Source organism: Shinella sp. NM-101 (genome assembly GCF_021401195.1).
Lineage (GTDB): Bacteria > Pseudomonadota > Alphaproteobacteria > Rhizobiales > Rhizobiaceae > Shinella.
Genome location: NZ_JACBFT010000012.1, coordinates 1 through 16,521, shown reverse-complemented (window position 1 = coordinate 16,521; position 16,521 = coordinate 1). Strand labels below are relative to the sequence as shown.

General features: G+C 66.5%; 16 protein-coding genes and 1 riboswitch. Of the genes, 10 read left to right on the top strand and 6 right to left on the bottom strand.

Annotated elements, in window-relative coordinates:
* The first annotated feature begins 2 nt into the window (after positions 1 to 2).
* Both rdgB and hemW read left to right on the top strand, forming a co-directional pair.
* Positions 3 to 647: an RdgB/HAM1 family non-canonical purine NTP pyrophosphatase gene (gene rdgB, locus L0976_RS20255; RefSeq protein ID WP_234189054.1), complete on the top strand. Its 645-nt coding sequence runs from the start codon at positions 3 to 5 to the stop codon at positions 645 to 647.
* 6 nt (positions 648 to 653) lie between these two features.
* The gene (hemW, locus tag L0976_RS20250) at positions 654 to 1,847 is read left to right on the top strand and encodes a radical SAM family heme chaperone HemW (RefSeq protein WP_234189053.1); all 1,194 of its coding nucleotides are present in this window, start codon (positions 654 to 656) and stop codon (positions 1,845 to 1,847) included.
* A 201-nt stretch (positions 1,848 to 2,048) separates the two neighbouring features.
* On the opposite strand, the gene dnaA is transcribed toward hemW, so the two are convergent.
* The 4 genes from dnaA to mutM form a co-directional block, all read right to left on the bottom strand.
* Positions 2,049 to 3,608: a chromosomal replication initiator protein DnaA gene (dnaA, locus tag L0976_RS20245; RefSeq protein WP_370643752.1), complete on the bottom strand. Its 1,560-nt coding sequence runs from the start codon at positions 3,606 to 3,608 to the stop codon at positions 2,049 to 2,051.
* An 870-nt stretch (positions 3,609 to 4,478) separates the two neighbouring features.
* The gene (rpsT, locus tag L0976_RS20240) at positions 4,479 to 4,745 is read right to left on the bottom strand and encodes a 30S ribosomal protein S20 (protein WP_203317299.1); all 267 of its coding nucleotides are present in this window, start codon (positions 4,743 to 4,745) and stop codon (positions 4,479 to 4,481) included.
* Between the two features lie 267 nt (positions 4,746 to 5,012).
* The gene (locus L0976_RS20235) at positions 5,013 to 5,786 is read right to left on the bottom strand and encodes an enoyl-CoA hydratase (RefSeq protein WP_234189049.1); all 774 of its coding nucleotides are present in this window, start codon (positions 5,784 to 5,786) and stop codon (positions 5,013 to 5,015) included.
* A gap of 18 nt (positions 5,787 to 5,804) precedes the next feature.
* On the bottom strand, positions 5,805 to 6,695 hold the full coding sequence (mutM, locus tag L0976_RS20230) for a bifunctional DNA-formamidopyrimidine glycosylase/DNA-(apurinic or apyrimidinic site) lyase (protein ID WP_234189047.1): 891 nt from the start codon (positions 6,693 to 6,695) through the stop codon (positions 5,805 to 5,807).
* A 175-nt stretch (positions 6,696 to 6,870) separates the two neighbouring features.
* Between mutM and ubiE the strand changes: the two genes are divergently transcribed.
* The 4 genes from ubiE (at position 6,871) to coaBC (ending at position 11,452) form a co-directional block, all read left to right on the top strand.
* Positions 6,871 to 7,647: a bifunctional demethylmenaquinone methyltransferase/2-methoxy-6-polyprenyl-1,4-benzoquinol methylase UbiE gene (ubiE, locus tag L0976_RS20225; protein WP_203317296.1), complete on the top strand. Its 777-nt coding sequence runs from the start codon at positions 6,871 to 6,873 to the stop codon at positions 7,645 to 7,647.
* A gap of 37 nt (positions 7,648 to 7,684) precedes the next feature.
* Positions 7,685 to 9,259: a 2-polyprenylphenol 6-hydroxylase gene (gene ubiB / locus L0976_RS20220; RefSeq protein WP_234189045.1), complete on the top strand. Its 1,575-nt coding sequence runs from the start codon at positions 7,685 to 7,687 to the stop codon at positions 9,257 to 9,259.
* Positions 9,260 to 9,356: 97 nt separating this feature from the next.
* Complete coding sequence (locus L0976_RS20215) at positions 9,357 to 10,160, top strand: ion channel (RefSeq protein WP_234189043.1); 804 nt, start codon at positions 9,357 to 9,359, stop codon at positions 10,158 to 10,160.
* Between the two features lie 86 nt (positions 10,161 to 10,246).
* Positions 10,247 to 11,452 (top strand): bifunctional phosphopantothenoylcysteine decarboxylase/phosphopantothenate--cysteine ligase CoaBC, encoded by a 1,206-nt coding sequence (gene coaBC, locus L0976_RS20210; RefSeq protein ID WP_234189041.1) that lies wholly within the window; start codon positions 10,247 to 10,249, stop codon positions 11,450 to 11,452.
* Here coaBC and L0976_RS20205 read toward each other — a convergent pair.
* Positions 11,445 to 12,266, bottom strand: a complete 822-nt coding sequence (locus tag L0976_RS20205) for a class II glutamine amidotransferase (protein WP_234189039.1) — start codon at positions 12,264 to 12,266, stop codon at positions 11,445 to 11,447. The genes coaBC and L0976_RS20205 overlap by 8 nt on opposite strands.
* A gap of 261 nt (positions 12,267 to 12,527) precedes the next feature.
* Here L0976_RS20205 and L0976_RS20200 point away from each other — a divergent pair, with 261 nt between their 5' ends.
* The 4 genes from L0976_RS20200 to L0976_RS20185 all read left to right on the top strand — a co-directional run bounded on the left by L0976_RS20200 (position 12,528) and on the right by L0976_RS20185 (position 15,388).
* Positions 12,528 to 13,439: a pirin family protein gene (locus L0976_RS20200; RefSeq protein WP_234189037.1), complete on the top strand. Its 912-nt coding sequence runs from the start codon at positions 12,528 to 12,530 to the stop codon at positions 13,437 to 13,439.
* 55 nt (positions 13,440 to 13,494) lie between these two features.
* The gene (locus L0976_RS20195) at positions 13,495 to 13,899 is read left to right on the top strand and encodes a GFA family protein (protein ID WP_234189035.1); all 405 of its coding nucleotides are present in this window, start codon (positions 13,495 to 13,497) and stop codon (positions 13,897 to 13,899) included.
* A gap of 3 nt (positions 13,900 to 13,902) precedes the next feature.
* Positions 13,903 to 14,703 (top strand): AraC family transcriptional regulator, encoded by an 801-nt coding sequence (locus tag L0976_RS20190; RefSeq protein ID WP_234189033.1) that lies wholly within the window; start codon positions 13,903 to 13,905, stop codon positions 14,701 to 14,703.
* Positions 14,704 to 14,779: 76 nt separating this feature from the next.
* Complete coding sequence (locus L0976_RS20185) at positions 14,780 to 15,388, top strand: LysE family translocator (RefSeq protein ID WP_234189032.1); 609 nt, start codon at positions 14,780 to 14,782, stop codon at positions 15,386 to 15,388.
* Between the two features lie 3 nt (positions 15,389 to 15,391).
* Here the strand turns inward: L0976_RS20185 and thiD are convergent, their stop codons facing one another.
* The gene (thiD, locus tag L0976_RS20180; RefSeq protein ID WP_234189030.1) at positions 15,392 to 16,195 is read right to left on the bottom strand and encodes a bifunctional hydroxymethylpyrimidine kinase/phosphomethylpyrimidine kinase; all 804 of its coding nucleotides are present in this window, start codon (positions 16,193 to 16,195) and stop codon (positions 15,392 to 15,394) included.
* Between the two features lie 39 nt (positions 16,196 to 16,234).
* Positions 16,235 to 16,331, bottom strand: a riboswitch (TPP riboswitch).
* Positions 16,332 to 16,521: the final 190 nt, after the last annotated feature.

Sequence of the window (16,521 nt, the reverse complement as noted above, 5' to 3'; positions counted from 1 at the left end):
TCATGCGCAAGCTCGATACCAAGACGATCGTCGTCGCCAGCCACAATGCCGGGAAGATCCGCGAGATCGAGGACCTGATCGCCCCCTTCGGCTTTTCCGCCAGGTCCGCCGCCGAGCTGAAATTCGAGGAGCCGGACGAGACGGGCACGACCTTCGAGGAGAATGCCACGATCAAGGCGCTCGCCTCCGCGAAAGCCTCGGGCCTTCCGGCGCTTTCGGACGATTCCGGCCTCGTCATCGACGCGCTGGACGGCGCGCCGGGCGTCTACACCGCCAACTGGGCGGAAAAGGAAGACGGCACGCGCGATTTCGCCATGGCCATGGAGAACGTCGAAAAGGCGCTGGCCGAAAAGGGCGCGACGGCCGTAAAGGACCGCACCGCGCGCTTCGTCTCCGTGCTCTGCCTTGCCTGGCCGGACGGCCATACGGAACTCTTCCGCGGCGAGGTAGAGGGCCATGTGATCTGGCCGCCGCGCGGCGACAAGGGTTTCGGCTACGATCCCGTCTTCCAGCCGGAGGGCTTTGAGACGACCTTCGGCGAGATGAGCGCGGAGGAAAAACATGGCTGGAAGCCGGGCGACGCGAGCGCGCTGTCGCACCGCGCCCGCGCCTTCAAGGTCTTCGTCGAAACCTGCCTGAAGGCCTGAAGCTCGATGACGGCGGTGCCCTTCGATATCCGGCCGAGCATGGGAGCGGACCTTTCCGATCCCGGCTTCGGCATCTATGTGCACTGGCCGTTCTGTGCCGCCAAATGCCCCTATTGCGACTTCAACAGCCATGTGCGCCACCAGCCGGTCGACCAGCCGCGCTTCGTGCAGGCCTTTTTGAAGGAAATGGCGACGATGCGCCGGCTGACCGGCTCGCGCTCCGTCACCAGCATCTTCATGGGCGGCGGCACGCCCTCGCTGATGGCGCCGGAGACGGTGGACGCCATCCTCAACGGCATCGCCCGCCACTGGCATGTGCCTGACGGCATCGAGATCACCATGGAGGCGAACCCCTCCAGCGTGGAAGCCGAGCGCTTCCGCGGCTACCGCGCCGCCGGCGTCAACCGCGTCTCGCTCGGCGTGCAGGCGCTGAACGACCGGGACCTGAAATTCCTCGGCCGGCTGCATGACGTCGCCGACGCGCTGAAGGCCATCCGCCTTGCGCGCGACATCTTCCCGCGCATGTCCTTCGACCTCATCTATGCCCGCCCGAACCAGACGGTGGAGGAGTGGGACCGGGAGTTGAAGGAAGCCGTGTCCTATGCGGTCGACCACCTCTCGCTCTACCAGCTCACCATCGAGGAGGGCACGCCCTTCTACGGCCTTCACAAGGCCGGCAAGCTGGTGGTGCCGGACGGCGAGCAGTCCGCCGTGCTCTACGAGGCAACGCAGGAGATCACCGAGCGTGAGGGCATGCCGGCCTACGAGGTCTCCAACCACGCAAGGCCCGGCTCGGAAAGCCGCCACAACCTGACCTACTGGCGCTATGGCGACTATGTCGGCATCGGCCCCGGCGCCCATGGCCGCCTGACGACGGGGGGCGCGAAGATCGCCACCGCGACGGAGCGCAAGCCCGAGGGCTGGTTGGCGCTTGTCGAGGCCGAGGGCCATGGCATGGTCGAACAGGAACTGCTGGAGCGCGAGGCGCAGGCGGACGAATTGCTGCTGATGGGGTTGCGCCTGAAGGAAGGCATCGACCTTGCCCGCTGGCAGACCCTTTCCGGGCGCGACCCGGATCCGGACCGCGAGCAGTTCCTCATCGAGCACGGCTTCATCGAGCGGCTCGGCAATTCGCGCCTGCGCTGCACGCCCGCCGGCATGCTGATCCTCGACGCCGTCGTCGCCGACCTCGCCTGCTGAAGACGAAAGGGGACTTTAGGCCCCTTCAGACTGCTGGCAAAGCGTAAGAACCTTTCTTTCGTCATGCTCGGGCCTGCCCCGAGCATCTGCGGCGCTTCGATTTTTCAATGCACCAGCAGATCCTCGGGACAGGCCCGAGGATGACGACAGTGGCGAGAGCGAGATTCTTCAACAAGCTGAAGGGGCCTTATGGCCCCTTCTTTATTCGTTGATCAGCCGCTTCAAGAGCTCGATCTCGTGGCTGAGCTTGGTGTCGCCTGAGATCAACTCCTCGATCTTGCGCACGGCATGCAGCACGGTCGTGTGGTCGCGTCCGCCGAAGCGGCGGCCGATTTCCGGGAAGGAGCGCGGCGTCAGGGTCTTCGACAGGTACATGGCGATCTGGCGCGGCTTGACGATGACGCGCGTGCGGCGGTTCGAGACCAGCTCCTGGCGCGAAACGTTGTAGTGCTTGGCGACGACGCGCTGGATGTCCTCGATGCGCACGCGGCGCGGCTCGCCGGCGGCGACCAGATGGCCGAGCAGTTCGTCGACGCGCTCGATCGTCAGGTTCGGCTCGAAGGAGCGGCGGAAGAGCAACTGGTTGAAGGCCCCTTCCAGTTCGCGGCCGCTTGCCGTGATGTTGCGGGCGACATGGCTGAGGATCTCGACCGGGATGTCGAGCGAGGCGTCTTCCTGCTGCGCGACGGCAAGGCGGCGCTTGAGGATCTCGAGGCGCATCTCGTAGTCCGGCGCCTCCATCTCGATGGCGACACCGCCCTGCAGGCGCGAGCGGACGCGCGGATCGAGCGATTCCAGCTCCCAGGGTGCGCGGTCGGCGGCGACCACGACCTGCCGTGCGGAATCGAGCAGCATGTTCAGCAGGTGGCAGAACTCGTTCTGGATCGAGTTGCCCTGCAGGAACTGCATGTCGTCGATGATCAGGAGATCGATGTTGCGCAGCGTTTCCTTGAGGGAGAGCGCATCGTTGTCGCGGATCGCGGTGGCGAAACGCCACATGAAATATTCCGCCGTCAGGTAGACGACGCGCGGGTTGCGGGCGCTCGAAAGGGCCCCGAGCGCGATCGCCTGGAGAAGATGCGTCTTGCCGAGGCCGACGCTGGAATGGACGAAGAGCGGGTTGAAGCGCACGGCACCGGCACCCGCTTCGGCGATGGTGCGGGCAGCGGCAAGGGCGACGCGGTTCGACGTGCCCTCGACGAAGGCATCGAACGTGTAGCGCTGGTCGAGCGGCGAGCCGAAGAGCGGGCCGGAATGCTGGGCGCGCGGCTGGGCCGAGGCGGCCACCGATGCGGCGGCATTGGCCACGGGCTGCGGACCGGCGGAGGCGCGGCGCGGCTGGGCCTGCGGGGCAGGCTGCTCGGCGACGGCGGATTCGTCGGCGGCGCCGGCGCGAACGCCCCGGGTAGCGGTGCGCACCAGGATCTCCACCTTGAGGATCTCGGGATCCTCCTGCTGGAAGAGATTGGTGATGAGATCGAGATAACGGTTGTTGATCCAGGATTTCAGGAAGGTCGTGGGCACCGAAAGGCGCACGACGCTCTTGGAGACCGAGTGGACCTTCAGGCGACCGAACCAGCTCGCGAAGACGTCCGGACCGACCTGCGCCTTCAGGCGCGCACTGACCCGTTCGAAAAGCGCGTCATGCTTCATATCGGATGGAACCCCCGCCGCCTCTCGTGCCCCTTCTTGTGGGAGCGCCTGTCTTGTATTTTCCCCATTTGCGAATGCACCAGCCGTCCTGGCCGTATTCATCTGCATCTTGCCGCCTTTCATGCTCAATTCGCCACGCCGGCATCGCTGCCGGCGCCTTCCATGTTTGCCATCACCCGGCCGCGCCGAGCCATAGCCCGGTCCGGGATCTGGTGCCCCAAACGGCGCCGGCCCCCACTTCCGGCACTGTTCCTGTTCTCCAAACACAAGTCGGGTCCAAACGATCGGGCGTCATGCCCTGCCGGATAGTCCCGTTTGTGGCCGCGCCGCCCGCTCCCTCGTCGAGCGTCCGGCGGGCATGCTCCTCATCATCCGGCCGCCCTCACGGCCCCGCAACCGGCGCAACCGATGGTCGCAAAAACTCTTGCCAGTGTGCCGCTGGGCACCTGGGGCAAGCGTTGCCGATTGGATGATTTTACGAAGCGGAGCCGCTCCGTCAGAGAGGACAAACAACCGCCGCTGCCTCGTGAGACAGTGTTTGCCGACGATCGCTTCAAGGCTGTGTCCGTGCCCCCTGTGGAAAGCATTTAGGCAGGATCAGGCAGCAAGATCAATCACGAATTTTACGCAATATTAAGGGGCAACCGTTGACTCGGAAGGTCGTTTTTGACTCGGAATCGCCACCTCCCGGAGAATCCATTAGGAATCAATGGCTTTGTTTTCGGGTGCCTTTCGAGATGGCCGGAAAACGAGAAAAATAAAAATTCGCTTGACTCAAATTGCTGTCAAACTCTGTCCACGAAAGGGTGGCCCAGGGATGACAACCTCCCGCAAGTAACTGAATTTAAACGATTTTTGTCGTCACGCTTTTGCCATGATCGAGCCTTGCGGTTTAGCAATAGCAGGGGCGGAAAAGCAAAGAAAAAGCCCGGTGCAAGCACCGGGCCTTACTCAAATTGCATAGCTCTTTCGGGCTAATCAGGCCGTCATCGCCTTGACGCGGCCGGCAAGGCGCGAAACCTTGCGGGAGGCCGTGTTGGAATGAAGGACGCCCTTGGTGGCGGCACGCATCAGTTCCGGCTGGGCGGCCTTCAGGGCCGCGGCTGCGACAGCCTGATCGCCAGAGGCGATCGCCTCTTCGACCTTGCGGATGAAGTTGCGGACGCGCGAACGGCGCGACTTGTTGACTGCGGTGCGCGCGGCGATCTTGCGGGTCGCCTTCTTAGCCGAGGTTGTATTGGCCATGTATGCCTCTCTTCAGAAATCTGACACAAACTCCACCCTCGCCGTGCCGGGTCACTGCGACCTGTCATCAAAGCAATTCGGGAGCAATATCGGAAAACCTTGGAGTGCGGCTTTCCAAACTGTGGGCGGCGTATAGCCGGAAACCGCGATGGCGTCAACGCGGATTCTGCAAGAAACGCTGCGCGAAAACGTGTCGCGACCCTTTGGATCGGCCGGCCACGCCTTCGCACTCCGATTCCCGCATGCCGCCCGGCGAAAGCGCCCCGCCTAGCGATGGCGGAAGGCGGGCTTCCTCTTCTCGATGAAGGCCGCCATGCCCTCCTTCTGGTCTTCCGTGGCGAAGAGCGCGTGGAACAGCCGGCGCTCGGCGCGCATGCCTTCCGACAGCACCGTCTCGTAGGCGCGGTTCACCGCCTCCTTGGCCATGATGGTCGAAGGCAGGGAGAAGCCGGCGATCTTCTCGGCCGCCGCCAGCGCCTCCTCCAGCAGTTTTTCCGGCGCCACCACACGGGCGACGAGGCCGGAGCGCTCGGCCTCCGCCGCGTCCATCATGCGGCCGGTGAGGATGAGGTCCATCGCCTTCGACTTGCCGATCGCCCGCGTCAGGCGCTGGGTGCCGCCCATGCCGGGGATGACGCCGAGCGTGATCTCCGGCTGGCCGAACTTCGCCGTCTCGGACGCGATGATGAAATCGCACATCATGGCGACCTCGCAGCCGCCGCCGAGCGCAAAGCCGCTGACGGCCGCGATCATCGGCTTGCGGAAGGCGGCCACCTCGTCCCAGCCGGCGGCAAGGTCCTCGATCATGGCGTCGGCGAAGCCGTAGGGCTGCATCTCCTTGATGTCGGCCCCGGCGGCGAAGGCCTTCTCCGAGCCGGTGAGGACGACCGCGCCGATGCCGGCATCGGCCTCGAAGCCGGCGAGTACGCCCCTCAACTCGTCGAGAAGCTGGCGGTTCAGCGCGTTCAGCGCCTGCGGCCGGTTGAGCGTGACGAGGCCGACGCGTCCGCGCGTCTCGACCAGCAGGGTTTCATGGGCCATGTTTCTCTCCTCTTCCTATTATTTCTGGCAGACGGCGCAGTGGAAGGTCGACCGGCCGCCCTGCACGATGCGGCCGATTGTGCCCGTGCAGCCCGGCGTGCGGCAAGGCTCCTTCTCGCGGTCGTAGACGGAAAAGGAGTGCTGGAAATAGCCGAGCGAGCCGTCGGCGCGGATATGGTCGCGCAGGGTCGAGCCGCCGGCCTCGATGGCATCGGCGATGACCTGGCGGATCGCCTCGGTCAGGAGGACGAGTTCCTTCTTCGGCTTGCCGGCCGCCGTCACCAGTGTTCCGGCCAGCCGCTCGGGCGAAAGATGGGCGCGCCACAGCGCCTCGCAGACATAGATATTGCCGAGGCCGGCAATATTCTTCTGGTCGAGCAACGCCGCCTTCAGCGGCGTCTGGCGGCCGCGGAACTTTGCCGCGATGTAATCGGCATCGAGCGTGTTGCCGGTCGGCTCCTCGCCGAGGTCGCGGAAGAAGGGGTGGGTGGCCAGATCCTCGCGGCGGGCGAGGTCCATGAAACCGAAGCGGCGCGGGTCGTTGTAGACGACGCGGCGCTCGCCGTCCGCCGTCTCCAGATGGAAGACGACATGGTCGTGGCGCGCATCCTTGCCGCGCGGCATATGGAAGTCGCCGGGCGTCTCCTCCTCAAGCGCGCCCTCCACCCGGAACGAACCGGACATGCCGAGATGGGCGATGACGACGTCGCCGCCTTCAAGATCGATCAGCAGATATTTGGCGCGACGGCCGAGCGAGACGACGCGGCGACCTTGAAGCGCTTCGGAGAAGGCCGGCGGGAAGGGAAAGCGCAGGTCCGGGCGGCGCAGCTCGGCGCGGCGGATGCGCGCTCCCTCCATGACGGGCGCAAGGCCGCGCCTGACCGTTTCCACTTCCGGCAATTCCGGCATCCCGTTCTCCTTGAAGACGATTTAACCTTGAGCGCATTTGCCGCGGTCCGGCATTTCCCTCCCGGCCATCAATGTCCTATATACCCGGCGAAGCGTTCAGATAGCGCGGCCAAAGCCAATTCGCTATGGTCTTGGCAGCATTCAGGCTGCGACAGACCGGCCCATGGAGACGACGATGACCGAACAGCGCACATCCGCAGACGGCGGCATGGAAACCTCCTACGGCTTCCGCGAGGTTTCGCAGGGCGAAAAGCAGGCGCTCGTCAACGACGTGTTCCACAAGGTCGCCAAGCGCTACGACATCATGAACGACGTCATGTCCGCCGGCCTCCACCGGGCCTGGAAGGACGCGATGATCGCGAGCCTCAACCCGCGCAAGGACGCATCCTACAAGGTGCTGGACGTCGCCGGCGGCACGGGCGACATCGCCTTCCGCATCGTGGAAGCCTCCGACCGCCTCGCCCATGCGACCGTGCTCGACATCAACGGCTCGATGCTCGGCGTCGGCGCGGACCGGGCGGCGAAGAAGGGGCTTTCGGCCAATCTCGACTTCGTCGAGGCCAATGCCGAGGAACTGCCCTTCGAGGCCGGCACCTTCGACGCCTATACGATCGCCTTCGGCATCCGCAACGTGCCGCGCATCGACGTGGCGCTGTCCGAAGCCTACCGGGTGCTGAAGCGCGGCGGGCGGCTGCTCGTGCTGGAATTCTCCGAGGTGGAGATGCCGCTTCTCGACAGGTTTTATGACACCTGGTCGTTCAAGGCGATCCCGCAGTTTGGCAAGATGATCACGGGCGATGCCGAGCCCTACCAGTATCTCGTGGAATCGATCCGCAAGTTCCCCAACCAGGAGGATTTCGCGGCGATGATCCGCAAGGCCGGCTTCTCGCGCGTGTCCTACACCAATTATACCGGCGGCATCGCGGCGCTGCATTCGGGCTGGAAGCTCTGAGCATGATCCTCTTCCCGGCCAAGAACGGCCTTTCCGCATGAGCGTCATCGGCGCCTATCTTCGCCTTGCCCGCGTGGGCTGGGTCCTCGTGCGCGAGGGCGTGGTCTCGGCGCTGCCGACCGAGGGCATGCCGACGCTTGCCCGCACCGCCCATGCCTTTGCCGGCCTCTTCGAGCGGCGCAAGGCCGCAAAGGGCGGGCGCGGCGACAACCTTGCCCGCGCCATCGAGCGGCTCGGCCCCTCCTATGTGAAGATGGGCCAGTTCCTGGCGACCCGTCCCGACGTCGTCGGCGCGGAGATCGCCGTCGAGCTTTCGGCCCTGCAGGACCGCATGGCAACCTTCCCGAAGGAAGCGGCCGTCGCCACGGTGGAAGGTTCGCTCGGCCGGCCGCTTGACGATCTCTATGTGAATTTCGGCGATCCGATCGCCGCAGCCTCCATCGCCCAGGTCCATCCCGCGACGGTGCGCGACGCGAATGGCGAGCGGAAGGTCGCGGTGAAGGTCATCCGTCCCGGCGTGCGCCAGCGTTTCGCCCATGACCTCGAAGCCATGTATGCGGCCTCGCGCCTTCAGGAAAAGATCCTGCCCAACACGCGACGGCTCAAGCCCGTCGAGGTGACGCGGACGCTGGAGCAGACGACCAAGGTCGAGATGGACCTCCGGCTGGAGGCCGCCGCACTGTCCGAACTCGGCGAGAACACCAAGGACGATCCGGGCTTCCGCGTGCCGACGGTCGACTGGGAGCGCACCGGCCGCGACGTCGTCACCATGGAATGGATCGACGGCATCAAGATGTCCGACGTCGAGGGGCTGCGCGCCGCCGGCCACGACCTCGACAGGCTGGCGGACACGCTGATCCAGTCCTTCCTGCGCCAAACGCTGCGCGACGGCTTCTTCCATGCCGACATGCACCAGGGCAACCTCTTCGTCGATCCCGAGGGCGTCATCGTCGCTGTCGACATGGGCATCGTCGGGCGGCTCGGCAGGAAGGAGCGCCGCTTCCTCGCGGAAATCCTCTACGGCTTCATCACGCGCGACTACCAGCGCGTCGCCGACGTGCATTTCGAGGCGGGCTACGTGCCCGCGCATCACGACACGGCGAGCTTCGCGCAGGCAATCCGCGCCATCGGCGAGCCGATCCACGGCCAGCCGGCCGAAACCATTTCCATGGCCAAGCTCCTGACGCTGCTCTTCGAGGTGACGGAACTCTTCGACATGGAGACCCGCACCGAGCTGGTCATGCTGCAGAAGACCATGGTGGTGGTGGAAGGCGTGTCGCGCACGCTCAACCCTCGCTTCAACATGTGGAAGGCCTCCGAGGGGGTCGTCGGCGACTGGATCCGCGACAATCTCGGCCCCAAGCGCCTGCTGGCGGACCTGCGCGAAGGCGCACACGCGGCCCTCAGGCTGGCGGAAGCCGCGCCCGAGATCGCCGCCAAGGCGGAGAAGTTCTCGCAGGACCTCACCGCCATGGCCGAGAAGGGCCTGCGCTTCGACGCGGAGACGGCGGAGGCCATCGGCCGTTCCGAGGCGCGGCACAGCCGCTCCGGCCGTCTCGCGCTCTGGGTGATCGCCGCCACGCTGATCTACATCGCCTGGAAGCTCAGCTAATCCAAGCCGGCGCAATTGCGGACGCGAAACCGCTTCGCACCTGCGCTGGAGTTGCGCGCCGCTTGACCGGCGCCGGGCCGGCGCTAGTCTCTCCTCCATGACAGACGAGCCGCTGAGCGCCACCGAACCGCGACCCTTCATCGAAAGGCTGCGCCGGCAGTTGCGCGGGCTCTACTTCGGGCGCGACCGCGAGGCGATCCGCTTTCAGGTGGCGATGCTGTTCATCGATATTGCCATCCTCGCCTTCTTCGTGGCCGGCCCCTACCTTCGCACCGGCCCGGCCTATGTCATCGTCGACTATTTCATCGCGGCGATCATCGCCTTCGAACTCTCGGCACGGGCGCTGATCGCGCCGAACCTGCGCTACTGGCTGCTGCGGCCGATGACCTGGGTGGATATCGTCATCCTCGGCACGCTGCTCGTTCCGAGCCACCTCCACAATTTCGCGTTCCTGCGCGTCCTGCGCATCTGGGCGATCAGCCAGAGCAAGCTGGTGACGCTGATGCTGTACCGCACAGGCAACGGCGACAAGGAGGACATCATCCAGGCCTGCGCCAATTTCCTCGTCTTCCTCTTCCTCGTCGCCGGCTTCGTCTACAGCAACTTCTTCTACGGCGCGGAGGGCTTCGCCGGCTTCGTCGACGCGCTCTATTTCACGGTGGCGACCGTCACCACCACCGGCTTCGGCGATATCGTGCTGCCCGGCACGCTCGGCAAGCTCACCGCCATCGTCACCATGATCATCGGCATCTCGCTCTTCGTGCGGCTCGCGCAGGCGATCGTCAGGCCCTACAAGGTGACCTTCCCCTGCCCGCAATGCGGCCTTTCCCGCCACGATGCGGACGCCGTGCACTGCAAGGCCTGCGGCCATGTCCTCAACATTCCCGACGAGGGGGCCTGAGCCGAAACGGCTTGGAAAAGCGCTTTCAAAGGGATAGGAGGATTTGACGGCCTTCGGGCCTGCCATGCGCCTCACGAGGATCCGCCATGTCGCTTGCAGGAAAACGCATCCTCCTCGTCATCTCCGGCGGCATCGCCGCCTACAAGAGCCTCGACCTCATCCGGCGCCTGCGCGAGCGCGGCGCGCAGGTGCGGCCGGTCATGACGGCGGGCGCGCGCGAATTCGTGACGCCGCTCGCCGTCGGCGCGCTCTCCTCCGGCCATGTCTATACGGATCTCTTCTCCCGCGAGGACGAGCAGGATGTCGGCCATATCCGCCTTGCGCGCGACTGCGACCTCATTATCGTCGCGCCCGCGACCGCCGACCTGATGGCGAAGATGGCGAACGGCCTTGCCGAAGACCTCGCCTCGACCGTGCTGCTCGCCACCGACCGGCCCGTCCTCGTCGCGCCCGCGATGAACCCGAAGATGTGGTCGCATGCCGCCACGCGCCGCAATGTCGAGACGCTGCGCCGCGACGGCCTCTCCTTCGTCGGTCCCAATGCCGGCGAGATGGCGGAGGGCGGCGAAGCGGGCCTCGGCCGCATGGCCGAGCCGCTGGAAATCGTCGCCGCGGCGGAAGACCTGCTCGACGGCGGCAGGAAGCCGCTCGCCGGCCGCAGGGCCGTGGTCACGTCAGGCCCGACGCATGAGCCCATCGACCCGGTGCGCTACATCGCTAACCGCTCCTCCGGCCGGCAGGGCCACGCCATCGCCGCCGCTCTTGCGAAGCTCGGCGCCGACGTGACGCTCGTCTCCGGTCCGGTGACGCTGCCCGATCCGCGCGGGGTGAAGGTGATCAAGGTCGAGCGGGCGGAGGAGATGCTTGCAGCCGTTCTCGGCGCGCTGCCGGCCGATATCGCTGTCATGGTCGCGGCCGTGGCGGACTGGCGGGTGGCGACGGAGAATACCGAGAAGATCAAGAAGACGCCGGGCGAAGGCCCGCCGCCGCTGATGCTGGCGGAGAACCCGGATATCCTGAAGACCATCGGCCATCATGCGCAGCGCCCGAAGGTCGTCGTCGGTTTTGCCGCCGAGACGCAGGATGTCGAGGACAACGGAAGGGTGAAGCTCCGGAAGAAGGGCGCGGACCTCATCGTCGCCAACGACGTCTCGCCCGAGACCGGCATCATGGGCGGCACGCGCAACAGCGTGAAGCTGATCACCGCGGCCGGCATCGAGGAATGGCCCGACCTTTCCAAGGACGAGGTCGCCGGGCGCCTCGCCGGCTGGATCGCCGAGCGGCTCAGCTGACGAGGGCGAGCCCCGCGTCCATAGTGCTCGCCGGACGGCCGGCGGGCGAGAAGATGCGCACGTCCACCCCGTTTTCCCCGAGCACGACGGCGCTGCCATCGGGGATTTCCACCCAGGCTTCCGTGTCGTCGTTCAGCGGCTCGGAAACGAGACAGTAGCCGCCCGTCTCGCCCATCGGCGCGGCATAGAGCGTGGGGGCCGCATAGTCCGTCGCGTAGCGCACGGCATAGAGCTGCCTGCCGTCGGAGAAGGCCGCGGTGAAGCGGACCAGCACCTTGCGCTCCAGATGCGCGGCAAGGCGCTCGACGAAGGCGATGGCCTCGGCCATGGCGCCGAGCGGATCGCGCTCCAGGCCGAATTGCAGCGCCAGCAGGAACAGGAGCTCCGAATCCGTCGAGCCGGTGCGGGCATTGTAGAGGTCGTTGTCCAGCATGGTCTCGAGCGGGCGGCGCAGGTGCTCGAAATCGGCGATCTGGCCATTGTGCATGAAGGTCCAGATGCCGTGGACGAAGGGATGGCAATTGTCGCGCCGCGTGCCGCCGCCGGTCGATGCGCGCACATGGGCGAGGAAGAGCGGCGAGCGGACCTGCCGGGCGATGCTCCTGAGGTTGCAGTCCGACCAGGCGGGCAGGATATCGCGGTAGCGGCCGGGCTCCGGGCGGTCGCCGTACCAGGCGATGCCGAAGCCGTCGCCGTTGGTGGCCGTCTTGGCGCGGGTGGCGCAGTGGGATTGCTCGATCAGCGAATGGGCGGGCGAGGACACCAGTTCCTCGAGAAAAAGCGGCTCTCCGCGATAGGCTGCCCAACGGCACATGATGCTATTCCCGCTCTAAGAGGACCGGCGCGACCCGCTGACGGCCGCGACGCATTAACCATGGCATAGGCCGGATTCTCAATGGAAATGGGTAATAATGCGTTAACGAAAGTAAATGGCGCGGACCATGTGTGCCATTGCGAGACCGCGGCCTACAGAAAAGCCGATTCTGTGAACACTGCGTTTCGATCCGAGCTGATTTCGTGAACAATGGTGGAGGCGTATAAGGGCACCAAGCAACACAGTCGAAAGGACCGCGCAATGTCCATACGCCCCGTGAAACACGAAAGCATCGCCCGCCCCGCCATGGAAGGCGCCGGCGTCAGGCTGCACCGGGTCTTCGGTTTCGGCGATCCATGGATGACCGACCCCTTCCTGATGATGGACGATTTCCGCAACGACGATCCCGAGGATTACGTGCGCGGCTTCCCCTGGCATCCGCATCGCGGCATCGAGACCATCACCTATGTGCTGGCCGGCTCCGTCGAGCATGGCGACAGCCTCGGCAATCATGGCGTGATGGGCGCCGGCGACGTGCAGTGGATGACCGCCGGCAGCGGCATCCTGCACCAGGAAATGCCGCGCGGCGATTTCGCCGGCAGGATGCACGGCTTCCAGCTCTGGGCGAACCTGCCCTCGTCGCTGAAGATGACCGCACCACGCTACCAGGATATCAAGTCCGCCGACATTCCGGTGGTCGTCGACGACGACGGCACGGCCGCGCGCGTCATCGCCGGCAGCTTCTGGGGCAGGACAGGCCCGGTCGACGGCATCGCCGCCGAGCCGGTCTATCTCGACATCTCCGTGCCGCCCGGCAAGACGAAGCGGCTGCCGGTCGATACCTATCGCTCGGCCTTCGCCTATATCTTCGCCGGCTCCGGCACATTCCGCGACGCCTCCAAGCCCTTCGGCGTGAAGGTGGAGAAGGAATACCAGGGCGAGGAGTTGAACATCCGCGACCTCTCGGGCAACCGCACGCTGGTCGTCTTCGACACGGGCGACGAGGTGACGGTGCAGGCCGGCGAGAACGGTATCCGCTTCCTCCTCGTCTCGGGCAAGCCGATCCAGGAGCCGGTCGCATGGCACGGCCCCATCGTGATGAACACGCAGGAAGAGCTGCAGCAGGCGATGCGCGAGCTTCGCAACGGCACCTTCATCAAGCCGGCGCATTGACGCGAGGCCAAAGGCCCCTATCCTTCCGCCGTATCCTGCGGCGGAGGGAGTTTTCATGCGGATCGACGGGCAATGCCATTGCGGCTTCGTGACCTATGAGGCGGAGATCGACCCGGGCGAGATCCTGATCTGCCATTGCACGGATTGCCAGCGGCTGACCGGCTCGCCCTATCGCGTTACCGCCATCGTGCCCGAAACGGCCGTGCGGCTCACCGGCAACCCGCCGAAGCTCTACACCAAGACCGCCCAGAACGGCCGCCGCCGGCTGCAATATTTCTGCCCGGAATGCGGCTCGCCGCTCTTCACAACCGGCACCGGGGAGGATGCGAAGACCTGGGGCATCCGCTGGGGCAGCATCAACCAGCGCGCCGGGCTGAAGCCGACACGGCAGTTCTGGTGCAGGTCCGCCGCCGACTGGGTCGGCGGGACCGCGGCGCTTCCCGGCGTGCCGGGGGACTGAGCCGTGGCGGCCGGGCGCTTCCAGCTTTTCAGCACAAGCATTGCCGGCATCGAGGCCGTCTTCGCCGACAGCCGGCATTCCTTCGCCCGCCACAGCCATGACGCCTATGGCGTCGGCGTCATCGAGCGGGGCGCGCAGAGATCGGCGAGCGGGCGCGGCATGGTCGAGGCCGGGGCCGGCCATACGATCACCGTCAATCCCGGCGAGGTGCATGACGGCGCGCCGATCGGCGATGCGCCGCGCGCCTGGCGCATGCTCTACATGCAGCCCGCCGTCGTCGCGGCCGCGGCGCGGGACATTTTCGAAGGCCGCCCGCGCGAGGAATTCCATGCGCCGGTGCTGGAAGACGGGCGGATCGCCGGGCTCGTCTCGGCAACGCTCGCCGCGCTGATCGATCGCGCCGCCGCGCCGCTTGCGGCGGAAGAGCGGCTTTTCCTGCTGCTCGCCGCGCTCCTGCGGGAGGAGACGCCACGGCGCGACGGCATGGCCCTGCCGGCCGTGGCCCGCGCCCGCGAAAGGCTCGACAGCGACCCGGCCGCCGCCGTCAGCCTCGAAATGCTTGCCGGCGGATGCGGCATCGGGCGCTTCCGGCTGGTGCGCGATTTCGCCCGCGCCACGGGCCTGACGCCCCATGCCTACCAGCTCCAGCGGCGCACCGAGCTTGCCCGCCGGCTGGTCGCCGCCGGCACGCCGCTTGCCGAGGCCGCCATGGAAGCGGGCTTTGCCGACCAGAGCCACATGACGCGCAACTTCACGCGGCGCTACGGCTATACGCCGGGCGCCCTGCGCGCCGCCCGCGCCTGACCGCCCGCAATTTCGTTCAAGACCGGGCCCCAGCCTCCGGTGTCTCCTGCCGCTTCCAAGCCGCATGGAGCCCATCATGACCGTTGAATTCCTGATCACCTCGCTCGTCGTCATCCTGCTTCCGGGCACGGGGGTGATCTATACGCTGGCGCTCGGCATCAGCGGCGGCCTGCGCGCCGGCCTGCTCGCCGCCTTCGGCTGCACGCTCGGCATCGTGCCGCATATCCTCGCCAGCGTCGCCGGCCTTGCCGCCGTGCTGCATGCGAGCGCCCTCGCCTTCGAGGTGCTGCGCACTATCGGCGTCGCCTACCTGCTCTTCATCGCCTGGAGCCTGCTGAAGGAGAGCGGGACGCTCGATCCCGGAACGGAGCCGGTGGAAAAGGCGCTGCGCATCGTGCGCAAGGCCATTCTCACGAACATCCTCAACCCGAAGCTCTCGCTGTTCTTCCTCGCCTTCCTGCCGCAGTTCGTTCCCGCGAATGCGGCCGGCGCCACCGCGCGGATGCTCCTTCTCGGCGGCGTCTTCATGGGGCTGACCTTCCTCGTCTTCGCCGTCTATGCCGCGCTTGCGGCAGGCCTGCGCGAGCAGGTGCTGAGCCGGCCGGGGATCATGGCCTGGACGCAGCGGGGCTTTGCCGCCGCCCTCGGCGTGATGGGTCTCAGACTCGCGCTGGCGGACCGCTGAGGATCAGGTCCAGAGCGCATGGAAATGATGGAGCGGCCCGTGGCCGGCGCCGACCGAAAGCGCATCCGAGGATCGCACCGCCCCGGCGATGAAGCTCTTCGCCGCCGCGACTGCATCGGCAAGCGGCCTGCCCTTGCCGATTTCGGCGGCGATGGCGCTCGACAGCGAGCAGCCTGTGCCGTGAGTATTGCGCGTCAGCACCCGCACGCCCTCGTACCAGCGCAGCCCGCCCGGCGTCGCCAGCACGTCCGGGCTTTCGCCGCCCGGCAGGTGCCCGCCCTTCAGCAGCACCGCCTTCGGGCCGAGCGCAAGCAGGCGCGTCGCCTGCCCTTCCATGGCGGCCCGGTCGGCGGCCTCGGGCTCCCCGAGGAGCGCTGCCGCCTCCGGCAGGTTCGGCGTCAGCACCGTCGCGAGCGGCAGGAGGCGGCGGGTCAGCGCCGCGACGGCCGCCTCGGCCAGCAAGGAAGCCCCGCCCTTGGCGACCATGACCGGATCGAGCACGACGGGCGTGCCGCGATGGGGGAGAAGCGCATCCGCCACCGCCCCGGCGATCTCCGCCGAGCCGATCATGCCGATCTTCACGGCATCGACACGGACATCGCCGAACACATCTGCAATCTGCGCCGCGACGAAGGCGGGCGGCACGAGATGCACGCCGGAGACGCCCTGCGTGTTCTGCGCCGTCAGCGCGGTCAGCACGGCCATGCCGTAGGTGCCGCGGGCGGCGAAGGTCTTGAGATCGGCCTGGATGCCGGCCCCGCCCGACGGGTCGGAGCCCGCGATCGAGAGAATGTTTGCGATGGCCATTTCGCCTCCTTGGGGCGAAGGCGGTCTTCGGGCAGCGGAATTGAGGCCCGTCCGACTCCCTCCGCCGGCATGATCCGGTTCAGGTTCAAAGGGTGCTTCTCAGCCCGCCTTCCGGCGGACGCCCCTGTCTCGGGATGGTTTTCGCAAATGAGGAGGCGCGTGTCACGTCGAAAGTGAGGGAGAGCGGCCGTCCTCATCCTCAACCTTGTAACTTCCCTTGGCCCGCGTTTGGCGCTGTAGTGCGTGTCGCGGTGGCGGATGAGAGACCGCATGACCTTTGGGCTTGCAAGCCCGTGGGAGAGCTCGGGTCATCATCCGCCGTTCCA

Coding starts and splice junctions, on each gene's coding strand:
- rdgB (WP_234189054.1), top strand. CDS start 3: ATGCGCAAGCTCGATACCAAGACGATCGTCGTCGCCAGCCACAATGCC.
- hemW (WP_234189053.1), top strand. CDS start 654: ATGACGGCGGTGCCCTTCGATATCCGGCCGAGCATGGGAGCGGACCTT.
- dnaA (WP_370643752.1), bottom strand. CDS start 3,608: ATGCAGATGAATACGGCCAGGACGGCTGGTGCATTCGCAAATGGGGAA.
- rpsT (WP_203317299.1), bottom strand. CDS start 4,745: ATGGCCAATACAACCTCGGCTAAGAAGGCGACCCGCAAGATCGCCGCG.
- L0976_RS20235 (WP_234189049.1), bottom strand. CDS start 5,786: ATGGCCCATGAAACCCTGCTGGTCGAGACGCGCGGACGCGTCGGCCTC.
- mutM (WP_234189047.1), bottom strand. CDS start 6,695: ATGCCGGAATTGCCGGAAGTGGAAACGGTCAGGCGCGGCCTTGCGCCC.
- ubiE (WP_203317296.1), top strand. CDS start 6,871: ATGACCGAACAGCGCACATCCGCAGACGGCGGCATGGAAACCTCCTAC.
- ubiB (WP_234189045.1), top strand. CDS start 7,685: ATGAGCGTCATCGGCGCCTATCTTCGCCTTGCCCGCGTGGGCTGGGTC.
- L0976_RS20215 (WP_234189043.1), top strand. CDS start 9,357: ATGACAGACGAGCCGCTGAGCGCCACCGAACCGCGACCCTTCATCGAA.
- coaBC (WP_234189041.1), top strand. CDS start 10,247: ATGTCGCTTGCAGGAAAACGCATCCTCCTCGTCATCTCCGGCGGCATC.
- L0976_RS20205 (WP_234189039.1), bottom strand. CDS start 12,266: ATGTGCCGTTGGGCAGCCTATCGCGGAGAGCCGCTTTTTCTCGAGGAA.
- L0976_RS20200 (WP_234189037.1), top strand. CDS start 12,528: ATGTCCATACGCCCCGTGAAACACGAAAGCATCGCCCGCCCCGCCATG.
- L0976_RS20195 (WP_234189035.1), top strand. CDS start 13,495: ATGCGGATCGACGGGCAATGCCATTGCGGCTTCGTGACCTATGAGGCG.
- L0976_RS20185 (WP_234189032.1), top strand. CDS start 14,780: ATGACCGTTGAATTCCTGATCACCTCGCTCGTCGTCATCCTGCTTCCG.
- thiD (WP_234189030.1), bottom strand. CDS start 16,195: ATGGCCATCGCAAACATTCTCTCGATCGCGGGCTCCGACCCGTCGGGC.